The sequence below is a fragment of the Streptomyces coeruleofuscus genome (assembly GCF_039532725.1).
Classification (GTDB): Bacteria; Actinomycetota; Actinomycetes; order Streptomycetales; family Streptomycetaceae; genus Streptomyces; species Streptomyces coeruleofuscus.
Window position 1 is genome coordinate 366,923 of record NZ_BAAASE010000006.1, and the last position, 15,685, is coordinate 382,607.

Below are 15,685 nucleotides of genomic sequence, written 5' to 3' on the forward strand. Positions count from 1 at the left end.
ACTCAGGCAGCCGCGCCCCTCCCGAACACCTCGACCAGCCGGGTCAGGCTGTCCTCCGCGTAGCCTTCCGCCGACGCGCGCCGGAACGCCTCCAGCACCGCGGCGGGCAGCTCCTGGTCCACGCCCGCGTCCCGCGCCGTGTGCACGACGTGTTCCATGCTCGCCACGGCCATCGAGATCCGCTCGACGTCGCCCGAGTGCCGCCCCGCCTCGATCCGCGGCGTGTAGAAGTCGAGGAACTGGCCCATCCCGCCGAGCGTCTGTGCCGCGTACGGTCCGATCTCCGAGGCGCTGATGCCGTTCGCGCCCGCCAGCGCCAGGGTGTGCAGCCAGGCGGTCAGGGTGGTCCAGAAGAGGTCCATCTGGAGCTGGTAGTAGAGCGCGGCCAGGCCCGGGTCCTCTCCGCGGTAGTCGGTGCCCGTGATGACCTTCAGAACGTCCTCGTACCGCTCGAAGAGGTCCCGCGGGCCGCTGTAGAAGGTGTCGAACTCCGGCGAGCCGATGCCGGACGGCGGTGTCTGGACTCCGCCGGTGAGGTGACGCGCCCCGTGCTCGACCGCCCAGGCCGCCCCCTCGCGGGCCCTCTCCGGGGTGTCCGAACTCAGGTTGACCAGGACCCGACCCGCCAGCGCCGCAGCGGCGGGCTCCAGAATGGCGTACATCGCGGCGTAGTCGGTGAGGCTGAGCACCACCACCTCCCCTGCCGCCAGCGCCTCCTCGACCGTGGCGGCGCGCAGCGCGCCCCTGGCCACCAGTTCGTCGGCGCGGCTCGCGGTGCGGTTCCAGACGGTGACGTCGTAGCCGGCGTCCAGGTAGGCACCGGCCATCGCGCGGCCCATGGGGCCGAGACCGATGACGGTGACGGTCGAGACGCCGGACGAGGGCTGGACGCTAGAGGTACTCACAGCGGACGGACTCACAGAAATCTCCCCGGGATCACTGAAACGGCGACTAGAACGAACGCTCTATCCAGAGAGGAACCTAGCACGACGACTAGAGCGATCGCTCTAATTCGGTAGAGTGGCGTCGTGAAGACCAAGGCCCCGCACGACCTCGAGACCGCCGGCACCCGCGAGCGGATCGTCCGTACGGCCTCACGGCTGATGCAGCGCCAGGGCTACGAGGGCACCGGTATCAAGCAGATCTCCCGCGAGGCCGGGGCGACGCTCGGCTCGGTCTACCACTTCTTCCCCGGCGGCAAGCAGGAGCTCGGCACGGCCGCGGTACGGCTCGGCGACGAGGAGTTCACCGAGCTGCTGCGCGAGTCGCTCGACGCGGAGCCGGACCCGGCCAAGGCCCTCGTCGCGCTCACCGCCTCCCTCGCCCAGGGCCTGCGCGAGTCCGACTGGCTCGACGGCTGCCCGGTCACCTCGACCGTCGTCGGCACGGCGGCCGGCGCGCCCGGAATCCAGCAGGCGGCGGCCGAGGCGTTCGCCCGCTGGCGGGCCGTGGTCGCCGAGAAGCTGGTCGTCGCGGGGATCGCCGAAGCGGACGCGGAGGATCTGGCCCACACGGTGATCGCCACGCTGGAGGGAGCCGAACTGGCGTCCCAGGTCGCCCGCAGCGAGACCCCGCTGGAGGCGGCGGGGCGGCATCTGGCCCGTTTGATCGCGACGTACGGAGGCAGCGTCCGCACGTGACGACGCAAGGGGCGCCCGGCGGGTACCGGGCGCCCCTCATGTCAGGTCAGGCGGTGCTCACACAGGCACGATCAGACCACGGACCCCAGGATCCCGCGCAGGGTGTCGCCGACCGTCGCGGCCGACTGGGGCGCGCTCGGCGTCTTCTGCGCCGAGGCCTGCGGCTTCGGGTCGGGCAGCTTCTTGCAGACCGCGTCGGCCACGCCGCTGCCCTGCGGCACCTTGCCGCTGGTGAGGTACGTCGCCAGGTGCTTGTCGAGGCAGGCGTTGCCGCTCAGCGAGATGCCGTGGTTGCCGCCGCCCTGCTCCACGACCAGGCTGGAGTTCTTCAGCAGCCGGTGCATGGTGACACCGCCCTGGTACGGGGTGGCCGCGTCGTCCGTCGCCTGGAACAGCAGCACCGGCGGGAGCTTGGCGTTGGAGACGTTCACCGGCTTCAGCGACTTCGTCGGCCAGAACGCGCACGGCGCGTTGTACCAGGCGTTGTTCCAGGCCATGAACGGCGCCTTCTCGTACACCGCCCAGTTGTCCTTGCGCCACTGCTTCCAGTCGCGCGGCCAGGACGCGTCACGGCACTGCACCGCGGCGTAGACGCTGTAGCCGTTGTCGCCGGCGGCGTCGATGGCGGCGATGTTGTCGTACGCCTTGACCAGCGCAGCGGTGTCCTTCTTGTTGACGTACGCCGCGAACGTCTGGGCGAGGGTGGGCCAGTAGGCGTTGTTGTAGCCGCCGGGTATGAAGATGTCCTCCAGCTCGGAGGCGCCCACCTTGCCGCCCGCCGGCTTCTTGGCCAGGGTCGCCCGCATGGCGTACCACTTGGCCTCGATCTTCGCCGGGTCGGTGCCGAGCTTGTACGTGGAGTCGTACTTCGCGATCCACGCCATCAGCGCCTTGTGGCGCTTGTCGAAGGCGTAGTCCTGCTTGATGTTGGCGTCGTACCAGACCCCGGTCGGGTCGACGATCGAGTCCAGCACCAGGCGCCGCACCCGCTCGGGGAACAGCTTGGCGTAGACCGCGCCGAGGTAGGTGCCGTACGAGTAGCCGAAGTAGTTGATCTTCTTGGCGCCGAGGGCCTTGCGGATCGAGTCCATGTCCTTCACGGCGCTGACCGTGTTGATGTACGGCAGGACGTCGGCGTACTTCTTGCCGCAGGCCTGGGCGAAGGACTTGGCCCGGTCGAGGTTGGCCTTCTCGATCGCCGGGGTGCTGGGTACGGAGTCGGGGCGCACCGGGTTGAAGTGGCCCGGCTTGCAGTCCAGCGCGGGCTGGCTCTTGCCCACCCCGCGCGGGTCAAACCCGACGACGTCGTACTGGGCGGCGACCTCCTTGGGCAGGGAGGACGCGACGAAACCGGCCAGCGTCAGGCCGCTGCCGCCGGGGCCGCCGGGGTTGACCAGCAGCGGGCCCTGGTACTTCTTCGCGGTGTGCGGCACGCGGGACAACGCCAGCGTGATCTTCTTCCCCTGCGGCTTCGCGTAGTCGAGCGGCACCTTCACCGACGCGCACTGGAGCGTCGGGTAGTCCTCCGTGCCGCACTTCTTCCAAGTGACCTTCGCGGCGGCGGTGTTCGCGGAGTGCGACGCGCTGGCGTTGGCGGGGACGGCGGTGAGTGTCCCGGCCAGTACGACAGTCGCGCCGCACAGGACGGCTGCGCTTCTTCTCATGGAGCTCTCTCAGAACGGTGAGGGGGGTCAGGACCGCGTGTCACACGGTCCGTGCCGCATCGTTTCGGAAGAGCACGCCATGCACGTACGTATTCGACCAAGACTTGACCGAATCGAGTCATCTCCTGCGACCAAACCCTCCGAAAAGAGGGGTAGTTGGACTACCGCGAACAACGCAGGAGAAGCGCGGGAACGCGCGAGAGGGGCGCCCGGAAACCCAAGCGCCCCCAGGGGGTCAGAGGCCCGCGAGGGGCGGGAGGAGGCCTGTGCTCTGGTCCTGCCCTCCCTTCGCCGCCTCGCCGTCGCACCGGGACTCCGTCGTGGTGTTCTGGGGCCCGAACAGAACAGTCCAGACGAGCCCTTCGACCCCATGCCGCTCAGTGCGGGACGTGTGGCACGAGGAACTCTGGCCCTCGCCACGGTCCGGCGGCGGAGCGGAGTGGGCCGCTACGGGTGCGGCGGAGGTCAGGGCTGCCGCGAGGACGATGACAGCCGCACCAGCCGAGTGCGCGAGGGATCGGGGCATACGGTGCAATCGTGGAGTTTTCATGATCACACCTTGAGTGGGAAAGCGCCCGGGAGGAAGGCTGACGGCCCCTCAACCGAACAACTCAACCCGATTGTGCGATGCACCGAGGAGGCCCGAGCAGGCGGGCGCGGGAAAGAGCCACGTCAGAACGCGTCGGGGCCTCGGTGAACCGGATGAGCCATCCGGCGTAGAGGACCTGCATCAGCGCCGCACGCCGCCGGGGCCCGCTCACGTCCGGCGGGTGGAGGGCTGGGGAGGCAGCATCACGTCTCCACTGCGTTTGAGCCGCTGCCAGGGCAGTCGGTAGCCGTTGACCGCGGTCAGGCAGGCCTGGGTGAGGACCAGGTACATCACCTGGCGGTAGACCACCTGCTGGAGAGGAAGCGCCCACAGGGGCCGGAGCCTCTCGCCGTCGAGATGGAAGGCGTACACGGCGCAGACGGCCTGCACCGCCAGCACACCGCACCAGGCCAGCACAGTGGTGCGCGGGTTCCCGAACACCACACCGTAGAGGGCCAGTATGTCGATCAGCGGGGCGAGCAACGGGGTGAAGATCTGGAAGACGGCCAGCAAGGGCAGACCGAGGCGGCCGAAGTGACCCGCGGGACCTCGCTCGAGCAGCGCGTGACGGTGCTTCCACGTGGCCTGCATCGTGCCGTAGCTCCATCGGTAGCGCTGGCGCCACAGTTCCCGCAACGAGGACGGCGCCTCGGTCCAGGCCAGTGCGTCCGGCTCGTAGCGGACCTCCCACCCGGCCCGGTGCAGGGCCATGGTGATGTCGGTGTCCTCGGCGAGGGTGTCGGCACTCATCATCCCGGCGTCCCGCAGGGCCTCGGCGCGGAATGCCCCCACCGCACCGGGAATGGTGGGCATGCAGCGCAGCAGGTCGTACATGCGGCGGTCGAGGTTGAAGCCCATGACGTACTCGATGTGCTGCCACCGGCCGAGCAGCCGCCGGCGGTTGCCGACCTTGGCGTTGCCCGCGACGGCGCCGACGCGGGGGTCGGCGAACGGCTGGACGAGGCGGCCGACGGTCGAGGGGGCGAAGACGGTGTCGGCGTCCAGCATGATGACGAGGTCGTGGGAGGCGCGCAGGACGCCGGTGTTGAGGGCGGAGGGTTTGCCGCCGTTGGACCGGCGGATGACCGTGACGTTCGCCAGGGCGAGTGACTGTGCGATGCCGGCGGTGCCGTCACGGGATCCGTCGTCCACGACGATGATCTCGACGGGGTGATCGCTCGCGGCGAGGGAGCGGAGCGTCTTGGCGATGCACAGCTCCTCGTTGTAGGCGGGTATGACGACGCTGACGGGCTGGGTGACGGGCTCGTGCCGGCCGCTGCGGGGGCGCCGTTGACGGCGGGCGTGCTCGCGGGCCAGGACGAGCAGGAGCACACAGCGTGCGAGGACGAGCGAACCGACCACCAGCAGCAGCACGCTGACGGCCGACACCGCTGTCCCCGACACGGTCACAGCGGCCACGAAGATGCGGCCACTCCACCGGTCCGCCGTGTCGACGGGGCTGGTGAAACTCTCGGTGCCGACGAGATCGGCGAGGGTGGTGAAGCGATAGCCCTGTGCCTTCAGCCGGGGGATCAGGGTCTTGAGGGCTTCGACAGTCTGTGATCTGTCCCCTCCCGCGTCGTGCAGGAGGACGACCGCACCCCTGCCCGCCGCGCTCGGTGTGGCGGCGTCGGCGATCGCCCGGGCGCCCGGCCGCCGCCAGTCGTTGGTGTCCTGGTCGATGAACGCCAGGACGTAGCCCTTCTCGCCCAGGCGCTGGGCCACGGACCACGCCCTGACGTCGAGGGCGGACGGCGTCGAGGAGTAGGGCATCCGCATCAGTGACGTGTTGATGCCCGCGGCGCCTGCGAGGGCGAGTTGGGTCAGCGCCAGCTCACGGTCGACGGCGCTCGCGGACTGGGTGGTCAGGTCCCGGTGGGAGAAGGTGTGCACGCCGATCTCGTGTCCGGAGCGGACCACACTGCGCAGGACTCCCGGGTGCCGGCTGGTCTGTTGCCCGGTGACGAAGAAGGTGCCGGGCGTGCGGTGGTGGTCGAGAACGGCCCTTATGCGGGGCGTCCAGGTGGGGTCGGGGCCGTCGTCGAAGGTCAGGACGACGGTCTTGTCCGGTGTGCGATACGTCCGCAGGTGATCGTTTGTGGTGTCGACGACCGGGCCGCCGTCGGCGATCCTGCGGGGGACGCCGGTGGCCGGTCCTCCGCCGCGCCCTTCCTGGTCACCGGCGAAACCCCTGGTGGTGTACCCCTCCACCAGGAGGACCGAGGCGACGAAAGCCAGCAGGACGAGGGGAACGACGATACGGAAGCGGTGCCGCGGCGACAGGGGCGTTCGCGTCCGCCGCGGGCCGGGCGACCTCGGTGAGCGGCCGGGTGACCGGTCAGGACGCCGCCGCATCAGGGGGCCTCGGCCACCGATGGGTCGGGGGGCGGGGGTTCGGCCACGGGCGGTGCCGCGGGACTGGTCGCCGGCCCCGTGGGCTGAGGGGCGGGTGGTGGCTCTGGTGCCGGAGGCTCAGGTGCCGGTGGGGCCGGTGGCGGCGTCGGCGCCGGAGGCTCAGGTGCCGGTGGCGGCGTCGGCGCCGGAGGCTCAGGTGCCGGTGGGGCCGGTGGCGGCGTCGGCGCCGGGGGCTCAGGCGCCGGCGGGGGCGAGACGGGAGGGCTGCCCGTGCCGGGGGCGGGAGCGGGAGGGGCATCGGTGCCCGTGGGCTGCTCCGGTACGAGTGGCGCTTGTGTCGTTGGTGCCTGTGGTCCTGGCGTGTCAGGAGGTGCCGGTGCGCTGCTCGGCGGGTTCCCGGGCAGAAGGGGCGGAGCAAGGGGAGGGCCGGGCGCCGTGAGCTGCGGAACGATCAAGTCGCTCGGGCCGGCCGCGACCGGAGGGCCGCCCGGCGGCGTCAGGGGCGTCCGGTCCGGAGCGCGGGGTCCCGGTGCGGCAGGCGCCGCTATGTCACCGGGCAGGATCGCCCCCGGCGCGAAGGGCGTCGCTCCCATCAGGCTCATCCCCAGCACCACCATGTACGTGGCTGCGCAGGCGGCCAGCCCGTAACCGGTGCGCCGCAGATTCCGCGCACGCCGACCGGAGGCGTCGACGAACACAGGGAGGCTCGGATCGCTCGACGATTCCTGTCCCGTATGTTCAGTATTGGCACGATTAAGCACCATACGTTTCAGAGTACGCCCGCTGCGGGACGGGCCGGCATGGAGTCCTCCGCATCAGCGGAAGGGCACTCCCGGCGAGCATCCTGGTCAGGTACATGGCCACACGTAGGTGGTTCCGGGGACGCCCGGCGAGCACCGGGCGCCCCCGTCACACCGACGTCATACCGCCGTGCACGTCACACTCGGCGCGGCCCCGCCCCCGGGAGTACCTCCGAGGCCGAAGCTCGCCGAACCCCCCGCCGGCACGCTCCCGTTGTGCGCGGCGTTCACGGCGGTCACGCTCGTCCCGCTCTGCGTGTACGACGCGTTCCACATGCTGGTGATCTTCTGGGCACCACTCCACGCCCACGTGACCTTCCAGGACTTCAGCGGCGTAGTGCCCGTGTTGGTCACCTTCACCTCGGCGTTGAAGCCGCCGCCCCAGTCGCTGCTCACCGCGTAGGCGGCGGTGCAGGCAGGCGTGCCACCGGGGTCACCCGGACCGCCGGGATCCGGCCCGGAACCGCCCCCCTCGAACCCCGGCGCCTTGATCGCCGCGAGGTACCCGTCCTTCGCGGTGTCCACCGTCTGCCAGTCGTCCTTGAGGATGCCCCCGGTGTCACCCGAGTTGGGGTTCCAGGACCAGAACGTCCAGTGGAAGCTGTCGGCGCCGTGCGCCGACGTCGACCGCAGGTACGTGACCAGCGCGGACAGCCACTTCTGGTCCACCGCCGGCTGGAGCGTCGTACCGAACTCGCCGAGCCACACCGGCGCGATGTTCTGCTTGAAGATGTAGCCCCAGTACCGGTCCCAGACCTCCGGCATGTTGGCGGGGAACGACGGGTCGCCGAACCACGGCTGCTGGGCCACCGACGTGGCGTAGTCGTGGGCCGAGTAGACCAGCCGGTCCGGGACGTCCAGCTGGACCGGGTGCTGGGCGACGCCCATGAGGTTGCCGCCCCACCAGCCGTTGGCGCCGTTGTACGACTGCACGCCCTCGACCATGATCAGCAGCTCGGGGTTGACCGACAGGACCGCGTTGCCCGCGCGCTGGGCGGCCAGGCGCCAGTCCCGGGCCGTGTCACCGCAGCCCCAGCAGGCGGGGTCGCGGGGCTCGTTGTGCAGGTCGATGCCGATCACGGTGGAGTTGCCCTTGTAGCGGGCCGCCAGGGACTTGAGGTTGGCGATCCAGGTCGACTCGGGGACCGACGCCGTGTACCAGAGCGCCGACTGGCCCGCCGCGTCCGGGCGGTGCCGGTCGAGGACGATCTTGAGGCCGGCCTGCCCGGCGTACGCCACGATCCGGTCCAGGACCTGCAAGGACGTCAGCCCGCGCAGGTCGGTGTTCTTGCCGTCGTGGCTGATGCTGTCGGGCATGGTGCCGGGCTTGAGGATGTCGTCGCTGTAGGGCATCCGGATGGTGTTGTAGCCCAGCGACTTCATCTGGTCGATCATGCTCTTGTAGTCGCGGGCCCACAGGCCGTGGACGACGTGGTTCGAGGTCTCGAAGCCGAACCAGTTGACGCCGGCGATACGGACCGGCTGCCCGGCCGCGTCCAGGATCTGCCGGCCGCTGGTGTGCCAGTAGCCGGCGCCGGCCCGCGCGCCGACATCGGCGTGTGCCGACGACTGCGTACCGGCCAGGGGTAACAGGAGCGCCGCGGCGACGCACAGCGCTCTTCGCAGAGTGCGGAACATGGCTGCTTCCTCTCGGGGAGGCGCGGCCCCGGAACAAGGATGGGAGCGCTCCCATGTGCGCCGCGCACCTCCCAGGAAACTGACGCCGCATGAGCACGTCAAGCCTCTGGGGGGTGCGCGTTCCGCTCGGTAGGCCTGTCATCGGGAATGTGACGACAGGGCCTACCGGCTCAGCTTCTTGAACCGCCGTACCGCCAGCGGCAGGAAGACGAGCGTCAGGATCACCGGCCACACCCCCGCCATCAGCAGCGCGTGCTGCTCCACCCAGGTGTCACCGCCGACCGGCGTGCCGAACAGCTCGCGGGTCGCCGCCGCCGTGGAGGAGATCGGGTTCCACATCGCCACCCAGCCCAGCCAGTCGGGCATGAGCTGCGGGGCGACCATGATGCTGGAGATCATGGTCAGCGGGAAGGCGACCGCGAACAGGCCGCCCGCCGCCTCCGGGTTGGGCACGAGCAGACCGAGCCACACACCGATCCAGATCAGCGCGAACCGCAGCCACAGCAGCAGCCCGAACGCGCCGAGGAAGCCGAGGCCCCCGTCCGGCCGCCAGCCCATGGCGAACGCGGTGAGCATCATGATCGCCAACTCGGCGCAGGCGGCGATCAGATCGGTGACCCCGCGCCCGGCCACCACCGCGGAGGAGGCCATCGGCATGGAGCGGAAGCGGTCGATGACGCCCTTGGTGGAGTCGTAGACCACGAGGGTCGCCGTGTTGATGAAGCCGAACGCCATGGTCATCACGAACATGCCCGGCATCAGGAAGTCCTTGTAGTCCCCGCCGCCCGGCACCTTCATGGCGCTGCCGAAGACATAGCCGTAGAGCAGCACGGACAGGATCGGAAAGCCGAGCTGCCAGGCGATGTTGACGGGCTGGCGCTGGTAGTGGGTCAGACCGCGGCGGACGATGTTCCAGCAGTCGGCGAGCAGCCAGTACACGCGGCCGCGGTCGCTGCGCGCGGTCAGGTCGAGGGTGGTCACGCCGCCGCCTCCTTGGCTTCCGTGCTTTCCGTGCGGTGTCCGGTCAGGCGCAGGAACACGTCGTCGAGGCTGGGCCTGCGCAGCCCGATGTCCTCGACGCGGACGCCCTCGTCCTGGAGGGTCCGCGCCACCTCGGTGAGCGCCGTGACCCGGTCGGTGACCGGGGCGTGCACCCGCGACTCGGCCTCGTCCGCCTCGGGTTCGCCGTCCGCGACCCGGGCGACCACCTTCACCACCCGGGGCATCTCGGCCCGCTCGGCGACCACGACCTCGATGCGGTCGCCGCCGACCAGGTTCTTCAGCCCGTCCGGGGTGTCGTCGGCGATGGCCCGCCCCTGGTCGATGACGGTGATGCGGGAGGCGAGCTTGTCGGCCTCCTCCAGGTACTGCGTGGTCAGCAGCACGGTCGTGCCGCCCGCCACCAACGCCCGTACGGACTCCCAGACCTCCCCGCGGCTACGGGGGTCGAGACCGGTCGTCGGCTCGTCGAGGAAGAGGACGGCCGGGGCGAGGATCATCGACGCGGCGAGGTCGAGCCGGCGCCGCATGCCGCCGCTGTACTTGCCGACGCCCCGGTCGCCGGCGTCGGTCAGGTCGAACTGCTCCAGCAGCTCGGTCGCCCGGAGCCTGGCCCGCCTGCCGCCCAGGTGGAACAGCCGGCCGAACATCTCCAGGTTCTGCCGGCCGGTGAGCACCTCGTCCACCGCCGCGTACTGCCCCGTGAGTCCGATCCGGGCCCGCACCTCGCGCGGCTGCCGGGCCACGTCCAGCCCGGCGACCGTCGCCCTGCCCCCGTCCAGCCGGACCAGCGTGGACAGGATGCGGACGGCGGTGGTCTTGCCCGCCCCGTTCGGCCCGAGCAGGCCGTGCACCGTGCCCTCGCGTACTGCCAGGTCGAAGCCGTCGAGGGCGCGTTTCTCGCCGTACCGCTTCTCCAGCGCCTCGGCCCGCACCGCGTATCCATCCATGCCGCCCCTCCCGTGTGCTCGTGCCCTGCGTCCGACACCGAACTGAGTACAGCGTACCCGATTACGCGTACGCCGTACCCAGTTTTTCTTCGGGGACCTAAGCTGGGCTCCATGGAGAGCGGCACGAGCAGGACGAGCGGCACGGGCGGTACGGGCAATGCGGGCAGCACCGAGACCAGCGGCAGCGGTGATATCGCCCGCACCCTCGAACTGCTGTGGGACACCGGCCGGCGTCCCAGTCGCGGCCCCAAGCCGACCCTGACCCTCGACCGGATCGTGGAAGCGGCCGTCCAGGTCGCGGACACGGAAGGTCTGGAGGGGCTCTCCATGCGCCGCGTCGCCGCCGAACTCGGGACCGGCACCATGTCGCTCTACCGGTACGTCCCCGGCAAGGGCGAGCTGCTCGACCTGATGCTGGACCGGGTCCAGCGCCCCTCGGAGAACCCGGCCGACCTGGGCGACGGCGGCTGGCGCGCCGCCCTGGAGGCCATGGCCCGCGAGACCCTCGCCCTCTACCGCCGCCATCCCTGGCTGCTCCAGGTCAACCAGTCCCGCCCGATCCTCGGTCCGAGCGCCCTGGACGGCATGGAGAAGGTCCTCACCCTGATCCGCCCGATGGGGCTGACCGACCCCGAACTGGTCTCCGCGATCATCATGATCGACGGGTACGTCGTCGGGGCCGCGCGCTCGCAGCTCTACCAGCAGGAGGCGGAGCGCCGGACGGGCCTGACGGACGCGGAGTTCTGGCAGGCACAGGTGCCTGCCCTGGAGAAGGCCATGGCATCGGGCCGCTACCCGGTGACGGCATCACTCTCCGAGGACGCCTTCGGCTCCGACTTCGACCACTTCGGGTTCGGACTCCAGCGGATCCTGGACGGGCTGGAGGTCCTCGTGGCGCAACGCCGGGGCGAGTCGGCTCCGTAAGCCGTCACCTCCGGCTGCTGCGTGCGCCGCCTCCCGCCTGCTACCGGAATTCATTCGCAGCGCATCGGCCTTCAGGCCGGTGGTGAAGAGAATCTGGTGGTGGCGACGCGGAGCGTCGCGGAGCGTCGCGGATTCAGGTCCGGCGGAGCCGGACACCGCAGTTCTTTGCCTGCGGCGCGGGGTGCAGGGAGGGTTTGTCCCGGCGGAGCCGGGTGGTGCTCACACGGGCCGGTTCTGCTGTTCGATGTACTGCCGGATCACGGAGAGCGGGGCGCCGCCGACAGTTCCGGCGAAGTAGGACCCGGACCAGAGCTTGTTGGCCCGCCAGTAGTGGCGTACCAGGTCGGGGAACTCCTGACGGAGGCGGCGGGAGGAGACGCCTTTGAGGGAGTTGACCAGCTTGGTCACGGCGACCTTGGGCGGGAAGTTCACCAGCAGGTGGACGTGGTTGTCCTCGCCGTTGAATTCCACCAGGTCGCACTCGAAGTCCGTACAAACCGACCGCATGATCTCCTCCATCCGCCTCAAGTGGGCATCGGTGAACACCTTGTGCCGGAACTTGGTCACGAAGACCAAGTGCACATGCATCATGAAAGCACAGTGCCGACCAGTTCTGATCTCCTGCATCTCGCTCATAACCCAAGTATGTAGCGTGACGGTCATGCAGCTCAGGTACAGCTTCCGCCTGTACCCGGACACCGGCCAGCAGACGGCGTTGGCGAAGGCGTTCGGGTGCGCCCGCGTCGTGTTCAACGACGCGGTTCGCGCCCGCGAGGACGCACGTAAGGCCGAGCAGCCGTTCCCGACGGCCGGTCAGTTGTCCACGCGCCTGATCACCGAGGCCAAGCGGACAGCGCAACGGTCCTGGCTGGGTGAGGTCTCCGCGGTGGTGCTCCAGCAGTCCCTGCGGGACGCCGAGACCGCGTACCGCAGCTTCTTCGCCTCCCTCAAGGGCACCCGCAAAGGCCCCAGGATGGGCCCGCCCCGTTTCAAGTCCCGTAAGGACGCCCGGCAGTCGATCCGGTTCACCGCCAACGCCCGCTGGAGCATCCTCGGCAGCGGCCGTCTGAACCTGCCGAAGATCGGCGCGGTGAAGGTGAAGTGGTCCCGCATGCTGCCCGCCACTCCCACCTCCGTCACCGTCATCAAGGACGCCGCGGGCAGGTTCTTCGCCTCCTTTGTCCTTGACACCGACCCCGCCGCCGATCAGGCCCGGATGCCCGACACCGACCGCACCGTGGGCATCGATCTCGGTCTGACACACTTCGCAGTCCTCTCCGACGGCACGAAGATCGACTCCCCGCGCTTTCTGCGGCGCGCGGAGAAGAAACTGAAGAAGGCCCAGCAGGAGCTCTCCCGCAAGCAGAAGGGATCAAAGAACCGGGCCAAGGCCCGTCTCAAGGTCGCCCGCGCCCACGCCAAAGTTGCTGACGCGCGCCGTGAGTTCCACCACCAGCTCTCAACGAAACTGATTGCCGAGAACCAAGGGATCGCCGTGGAGGGCCTGTCGGTGGCGGGACTGGCGCGCACGAAACTGGCCAAGTCCGTGCACGATGCCGGATGGGCATCGTTCATCAGCATGCTGGCGTACAAAGCGGAACGGTACGGCCGCACCCTGGTGAAGATCGGCCGGTTCGAGCCGACCTCCCAGACCTGCTCCACCTGCGGCGCCGTGGACGGACCCAAACCCCTGAACGTCCGGGAATGGACCTGTACCGCCTGCGGTACCGTCCACGACCGGGACACCAACGCCGCGATCAACGTGAAAACGGCCGCCGGACTGGCGGTTTCGGCCTGCGGAGCGCCGGTAAGACCAGGAGCAATCCCGGCACAGCGCGAAGAAACAGGAAGCCACGGATTCCCGACCCAACCCCGTGCCGCGTAGCGGCACAGCAACAAGTCGAGAAGGCCAGAATCCTCGCCCTTCAGGGCGAGGAGCAAGTCAACTCCGCCGCCTCAGCCCGCGCAGACCGAGCAGGGCTGCGCAGGCCACGGCCACGGCGATGGCGCCGGTCTTGAGGTTGCCGCCGAGCCCGTCGCCGCTGTCGCCTTTGCCCTCCGCCGCCGGACTCCCGCTGCCGGAGGAGCCGGAGCCCCCGGGCGCGTCCTGTCCCTCCACCGAGCTGTCGGCCCCCTCTGCGCCGTACATGAGCCGCGTCCCGTCGGCGGTGTACGTGACGGACTCGCCCTGCCCGAGGAACGGCACGCCGAGCCGCTGCTTCCGCTTGATCTTCCCGCCGTTCCAGTCGTACGCGATCGCCCCGAAGTAGCTGCGGACGACGAGGCGTTCGCCGTCCGGGGAGAGCGTGGCGTCGGTGGCCTCCAGGTCGGGCACGTCAGCGACGGGCCGGAAGACGTTCGTGCCCGAGGCGGAGAGCTCGGCGGGCCCCTCGTACAGGTGCCCGCCCTGCTCGTTCTTGTCGACGATGTAGACGCGGCCGGTCTTGGGGTGCACGACGAGGGACTCGGCGTCGCGGGCCCCGTCGGAGTACTTCACGACGTACTGGGTGGCCCGGATCGTCTGGTCCTTCAGCGTCTTCGGCTCGGGCAGCTCGTAGATCCACACGTGGGGCCAGCCGCCGCCGAGGTTGTCGCCGATGTCGCCGACGTAGATCCGGTTGTCCGGGCCGACGGAGATGGCCTCGACGTCCCGGGGCGTGCCGACGCCGGTGAGGGTGAGGCGGGCGACGGTCTCGCCCGTCCTGCTGTCGACGGCGTAGATGTAGGGGCCGTCGTCGCTGTCGTTGTGCGTCCAGTAGATGCCGGGGTGGAGGCGGGAGGCGGCCAGACCGCTGGACTCGGTGATGCGTGGGTCCTTGATCGTGAAGTCCTCGTCGCCGTCGGCGGCGGAGGCGGGCACGGCGAGGGCGCCCACGAGGAGGGCCGCGGCGAGAATGACGAACGGTCGGCGCATGCCCTTAAGCCTGCCATCCCGGGTGTGAGTAGTCGGTCCGTCGCAGCACCGGGCGTGATCCGTCAGCCACCTCGGCGGGCGTTGAGCCGGGCGGCCTGGCGCGTCAGGTGACCGCGCTCGGCGAGGTTGGGTGCCTTCTGGGCCGCCTCGGCGTACAGCCGTGCCGCCGTCGCCAGGTCGCCGTCGCGCTCGTGGAGGTATGCCGCCACCGCGGTGTGGCGGGGCAGTGAGTCGTCCAGCGCCGCGAGCGCCGCCAGGCCGGCGCGCGGTCCGTCGGCCTCACCGACGGCGACCGCGCGGTTGAGCCGGACGACCGGGCTGTCGGTCAGGCGCGTGAGCTCGTCGTACCACTCGACGATCTGCACCCAGTCGGTCTCCTCGGCGGCGGGCGCGTCGGCGTGGAGGGCCGCGATGGCAGCCTGGGCCTGGAACTCCCCCAGCCGGTCGCGGGCGAGGGCCGCCTGGAGGATCCCGACGCCCTCGGCGATCAGCGCGGTGTCCCACCGGCCGCGGTCCTGCTCGGCGAGCGGCACCAGGCTGCCGTCGGGCGCGGTCCGGGCGGCACGCCGGGCGTGGTGGAGCAGCATGAGAGCGAGCAGCCCCGCCACCTCGGGGTGGTCGATCGCGGCCGCGAGCTGCCGGGTGAGCCGGATGGCCTCGGCGGCGAGGTCGACGTCGCCGGAGTAGCCCTCGTTGAAGACCAGGTAGAGGACGCGCAGCACGGTGGCGACATCGCCGGGCTGGTCCAACCGCACGTCGGAGACGGTGCGCTTGGCCCGGCTGATGCGCTGCGCCATGGTCGCCTCGGGCACCAGGTAGGCCTGGGCGATCTGGCGGGTGGTCAGCCCGCCGACGGCGCGCAGCGTGAGCGCGACGGCGGACGACGGCGTCAGCGACGGGTGGGCGCACAGGAAGTAGAGCTGGAGCGTGTCGTCCGCCCCGGGCGCCGGCCCGGGCGGCGGCTCCTCGTCGACGCGGTCCTCACGCCGGCGGCGGGCGGCGTCGGCGCGCGTCGCGTCGAGGAACTTGCGCCAGGCCACGGTCACCAGCCAGCCCTTGGTATCCCGCGGAGGGTCGGCGGGCCAGACCCGGAGCGCCTCGACGAGCGCGTCCTGCACGGCGTCCTCGGCCGCCGCGAAGTCGGCTCCGCGGCGGACGAGGATGGCGAGCACGCTGGGCGTGAGGCTCCGGAGCAGGGCCTCGTTCATCAGA

The 15,685-nt window shown here is 70.4% G+C and carries 12 protein-coding genes; 3 read left to right on the forward strand and 9 right to left on the reverse strand.

Annotated features, from left to right (window positions below; all coding sequences use genetic code 11):
* Positions 1 to 2: 2 nt before the first annotated feature.
* Positions 3 to 905: an NAD(P)-dependent oxidoreductase gene (locus ABFX81_RS25140; RefSeq protein WP_346138691.1), complete on the reverse strand. Its 903-nt coding sequence runs from the start codon at positions 903 to 905 to the stop codon at positions 3 to 5.
* A gap of 123 nt (positions 906 to 1,028) precedes the next feature.
* On the opposite strand from ABFX81_RS25140, the gene ABFX81_RS25145 reads away from it, so the two are divergent.
* A complete protein-coding gene (locus ABFX81_RS25145; RefSeq protein WP_086850669.1) occupies positions 1,029 to 1,640 on the forward strand; it encodes an LmrA/YxaF family transcription factor in 612 nt (203 codons plus the stop codon).
* Positions 1,641 to 1,711: 71 nt separating this feature from the next.
* Here ABFX81_RS25145 and ABFX81_RS25150 read toward each other — a convergent pair whose 3' ends face one another.
* The 5 genes from ABFX81_RS25150 to ABFX81_RS25170 form a co-directional block, all read right to left on the reverse strand.
* The gene (locus tag ABFX81_RS25150) at positions 1,712 to 3,304 is read right to left on the reverse strand and encodes an alpha/beta fold hydrolase (protein ID WP_086850667.1); all 1,593 of its coding nucleotides are present in this window, start codon (positions 3,302 to 3,304) and stop codon (positions 1,712 to 1,714) included.
* A 757-nt stretch (positions 3,305 to 4,061) separates the two neighbouring features.
* Positions 4,062 to 6,248: a bifunctional polysaccharide deacetylase/glycosyltransferase family 2 protein gene (locus tag ABFX81_RS25155; protein ID WP_346138692.1), complete on the reverse strand. Its 2,187-nt coding sequence runs from the start codon at positions 6,246 to 6,248 to the stop codon at positions 4,062 to 4,064.
* Between the two features lie 920 nt (positions 6,249 to 7,168).
* On the reverse strand, positions 7,169 to 8,686 hold the full coding sequence (locus ABFX81_RS25160) for a cellulase family glycosylhydrolase (RefSeq protein WP_086844438.1): 1,518 nt from the start codon (positions 8,684 to 8,686) through the stop codon (positions 7,169 to 7,171).
* Between the two features lie 162 nt (positions 8,687 to 8,848).
* A complete protein-coding gene (locus tag ABFX81_RS25165) occupies positions 8,849 to 9,667 on the reverse strand; it encodes an ABC transporter permease (protein ID WP_086844436.1) in 819 nt (272 codons plus the stop codon).
* On the reverse strand, positions 9,664 to 10,635 hold the full coding sequence (locus tag ABFX81_RS25170) for an ATP-binding cassette domain-containing protein (protein WP_086844433.1): 972 nt from the start codon (positions 10,633 to 10,635) through the stop codon (positions 9,664 to 9,666). The genes ABFX81_RS25165 and ABFX81_RS25170 overlap by 4 nt, the downstream gene beginning before the upstream one ends.
* A 111-nt stretch (positions 10,636 to 10,746) precedes the next feature.
* On the opposite strand from ABFX81_RS25170, the gene ABFX81_RS25175 reads away from it, so the two are divergent.
* On the forward strand, positions 10,747 to 11,559 hold the full coding sequence (locus ABFX81_RS25175; RefSeq protein WP_086844430.1) for a TetR/AcrR family transcriptional regulator C-terminal domain-containing protein: 813 nt from the start codon (positions 10,747 to 10,749) through the stop codon (positions 11,557 to 11,559).
* A gap of 219 nt (positions 11,560 to 11,778) precedes the next feature.
* On the opposite strand, the gene tnpA is transcribed toward ABFX81_RS25175, so the two are convergent.
* On the reverse strand, positions 11,779 to 12,195 hold the full coding sequence (gene tnpA / locus ABFX81_RS25180; RefSeq protein WP_086844427.1) for an IS200/IS605 family transposase: 417 nt from the start codon (positions 12,193 to 12,195) through the stop codon (positions 11,779 to 11,781).
* A gap of 25 nt (positions 12,196 to 12,220) precedes the next feature.
* On the opposite strand from tnpA, the gene ABFX81_RS25185 reads away from it, so the two are divergent.
* Positions 12,221 to 13,444, forward strand: coding sequence for an RNA-guided endonuclease TnpB family protein (locus tag ABFX81_RS25185; RefSeq protein ID WP_086844442.1), 1,224 nt, complete (start codon positions 12,221 to 12,223; stop codon positions 13,442 to 13,444).
* Between the two features lie 57 nt (positions 13,445 to 13,501).
* Here ABFX81_RS25185 and ABFX81_RS25190 read toward each other — a convergent pair whose 3' ends face one another.
* Together ABFX81_RS25190 and ABFX81_RS25195 are read right to left on the reverse strand one after the other, a co-directional pair.
* A complete protein-coding gene (locus ABFX81_RS25190) occupies positions 13,502 to 14,473 on the reverse strand; it encodes a hypothetical protein (protein ID WP_086844425.1) in 972 nt (323 codons plus the stop codon).
* 62 nt (positions 14,474 to 14,535) lie between these two features.
* Positions 14,536 to 15,681, reverse strand: coding sequence for a DUF6596 domain-containing protein (locus ABFX81_RS25195; RefSeq protein ID WP_086844423.1), 1,146 nt, complete (start codon positions 15,679 to 15,681; stop codon positions 14,536 to 14,538).
* Positions 15,682 to 15,685 lie beyond the last annotated feature (4 nt).

Coding starts and splice junctions, on each gene's coding strand:
- ABFX81_RS25150 (WP_086850667.1), bottom strand. CDS start 3,304: ATGAGAAGAAGCGCAGCCGTCCTGTGCGGCGCGACTGTCGTACTGGCC.
- ABFX81_RS25155 (WP_346138692.1), bottom strand. CDS start 6,248: ATGCGGCGGCGTCCTGACCGGTCACCCGGCCGCTCACCGAGGTCGCCC.
- ABFX81_RS25160 (WP_086844438.1), bottom strand. CDS start 8,686: ATGTTCCGCACTCTGCGAAGAGCGCTGTGCGTCGCCGCGGCGCTCCTG.
- ABFX81_RS25170 (WP_086844433.1), bottom strand. CDS start 10,635: ATGGATGGATACGCGGTGCGGGCCGAGGCGCTGGAGAAGCGGTACGGC.
- ABFX81_RS25175 (WP_086844430.1), top strand. CDS start 10,747: ATGGAGAGCGGCACGAGCAGGACGAGCGGCACGGGCGGTACGGGCAAT.
- tnpA (WP_086844427.1), bottom strand. CDS start 12,195: ATGAGCGAGATGCAGGAGATCAGAACTGGTCGGCACTGTGCTTTCATG.
- ABFX81_RS25185 (WP_086844442.1), top strand. CDS start 12,221: ATGCAGCTCAGGTACAGCTTCCGCCTGTACCCGGACACCGGCCAGCAG.
- ABFX81_RS25190 (WP_086844425.1), bottom strand. CDS start 14,473: ATGCGCCGACCGTTCGTCATTCTCGCCGCGGCCCTCCTCGTGGGCGCC.
- ABFX81_RS25195 (WP_086844423.1), bottom strand. CDS start 15,681: ATGAACGAGGCCCTGCTCCGGAGCCTCACGCCCAGCGTGCTCGCCATC.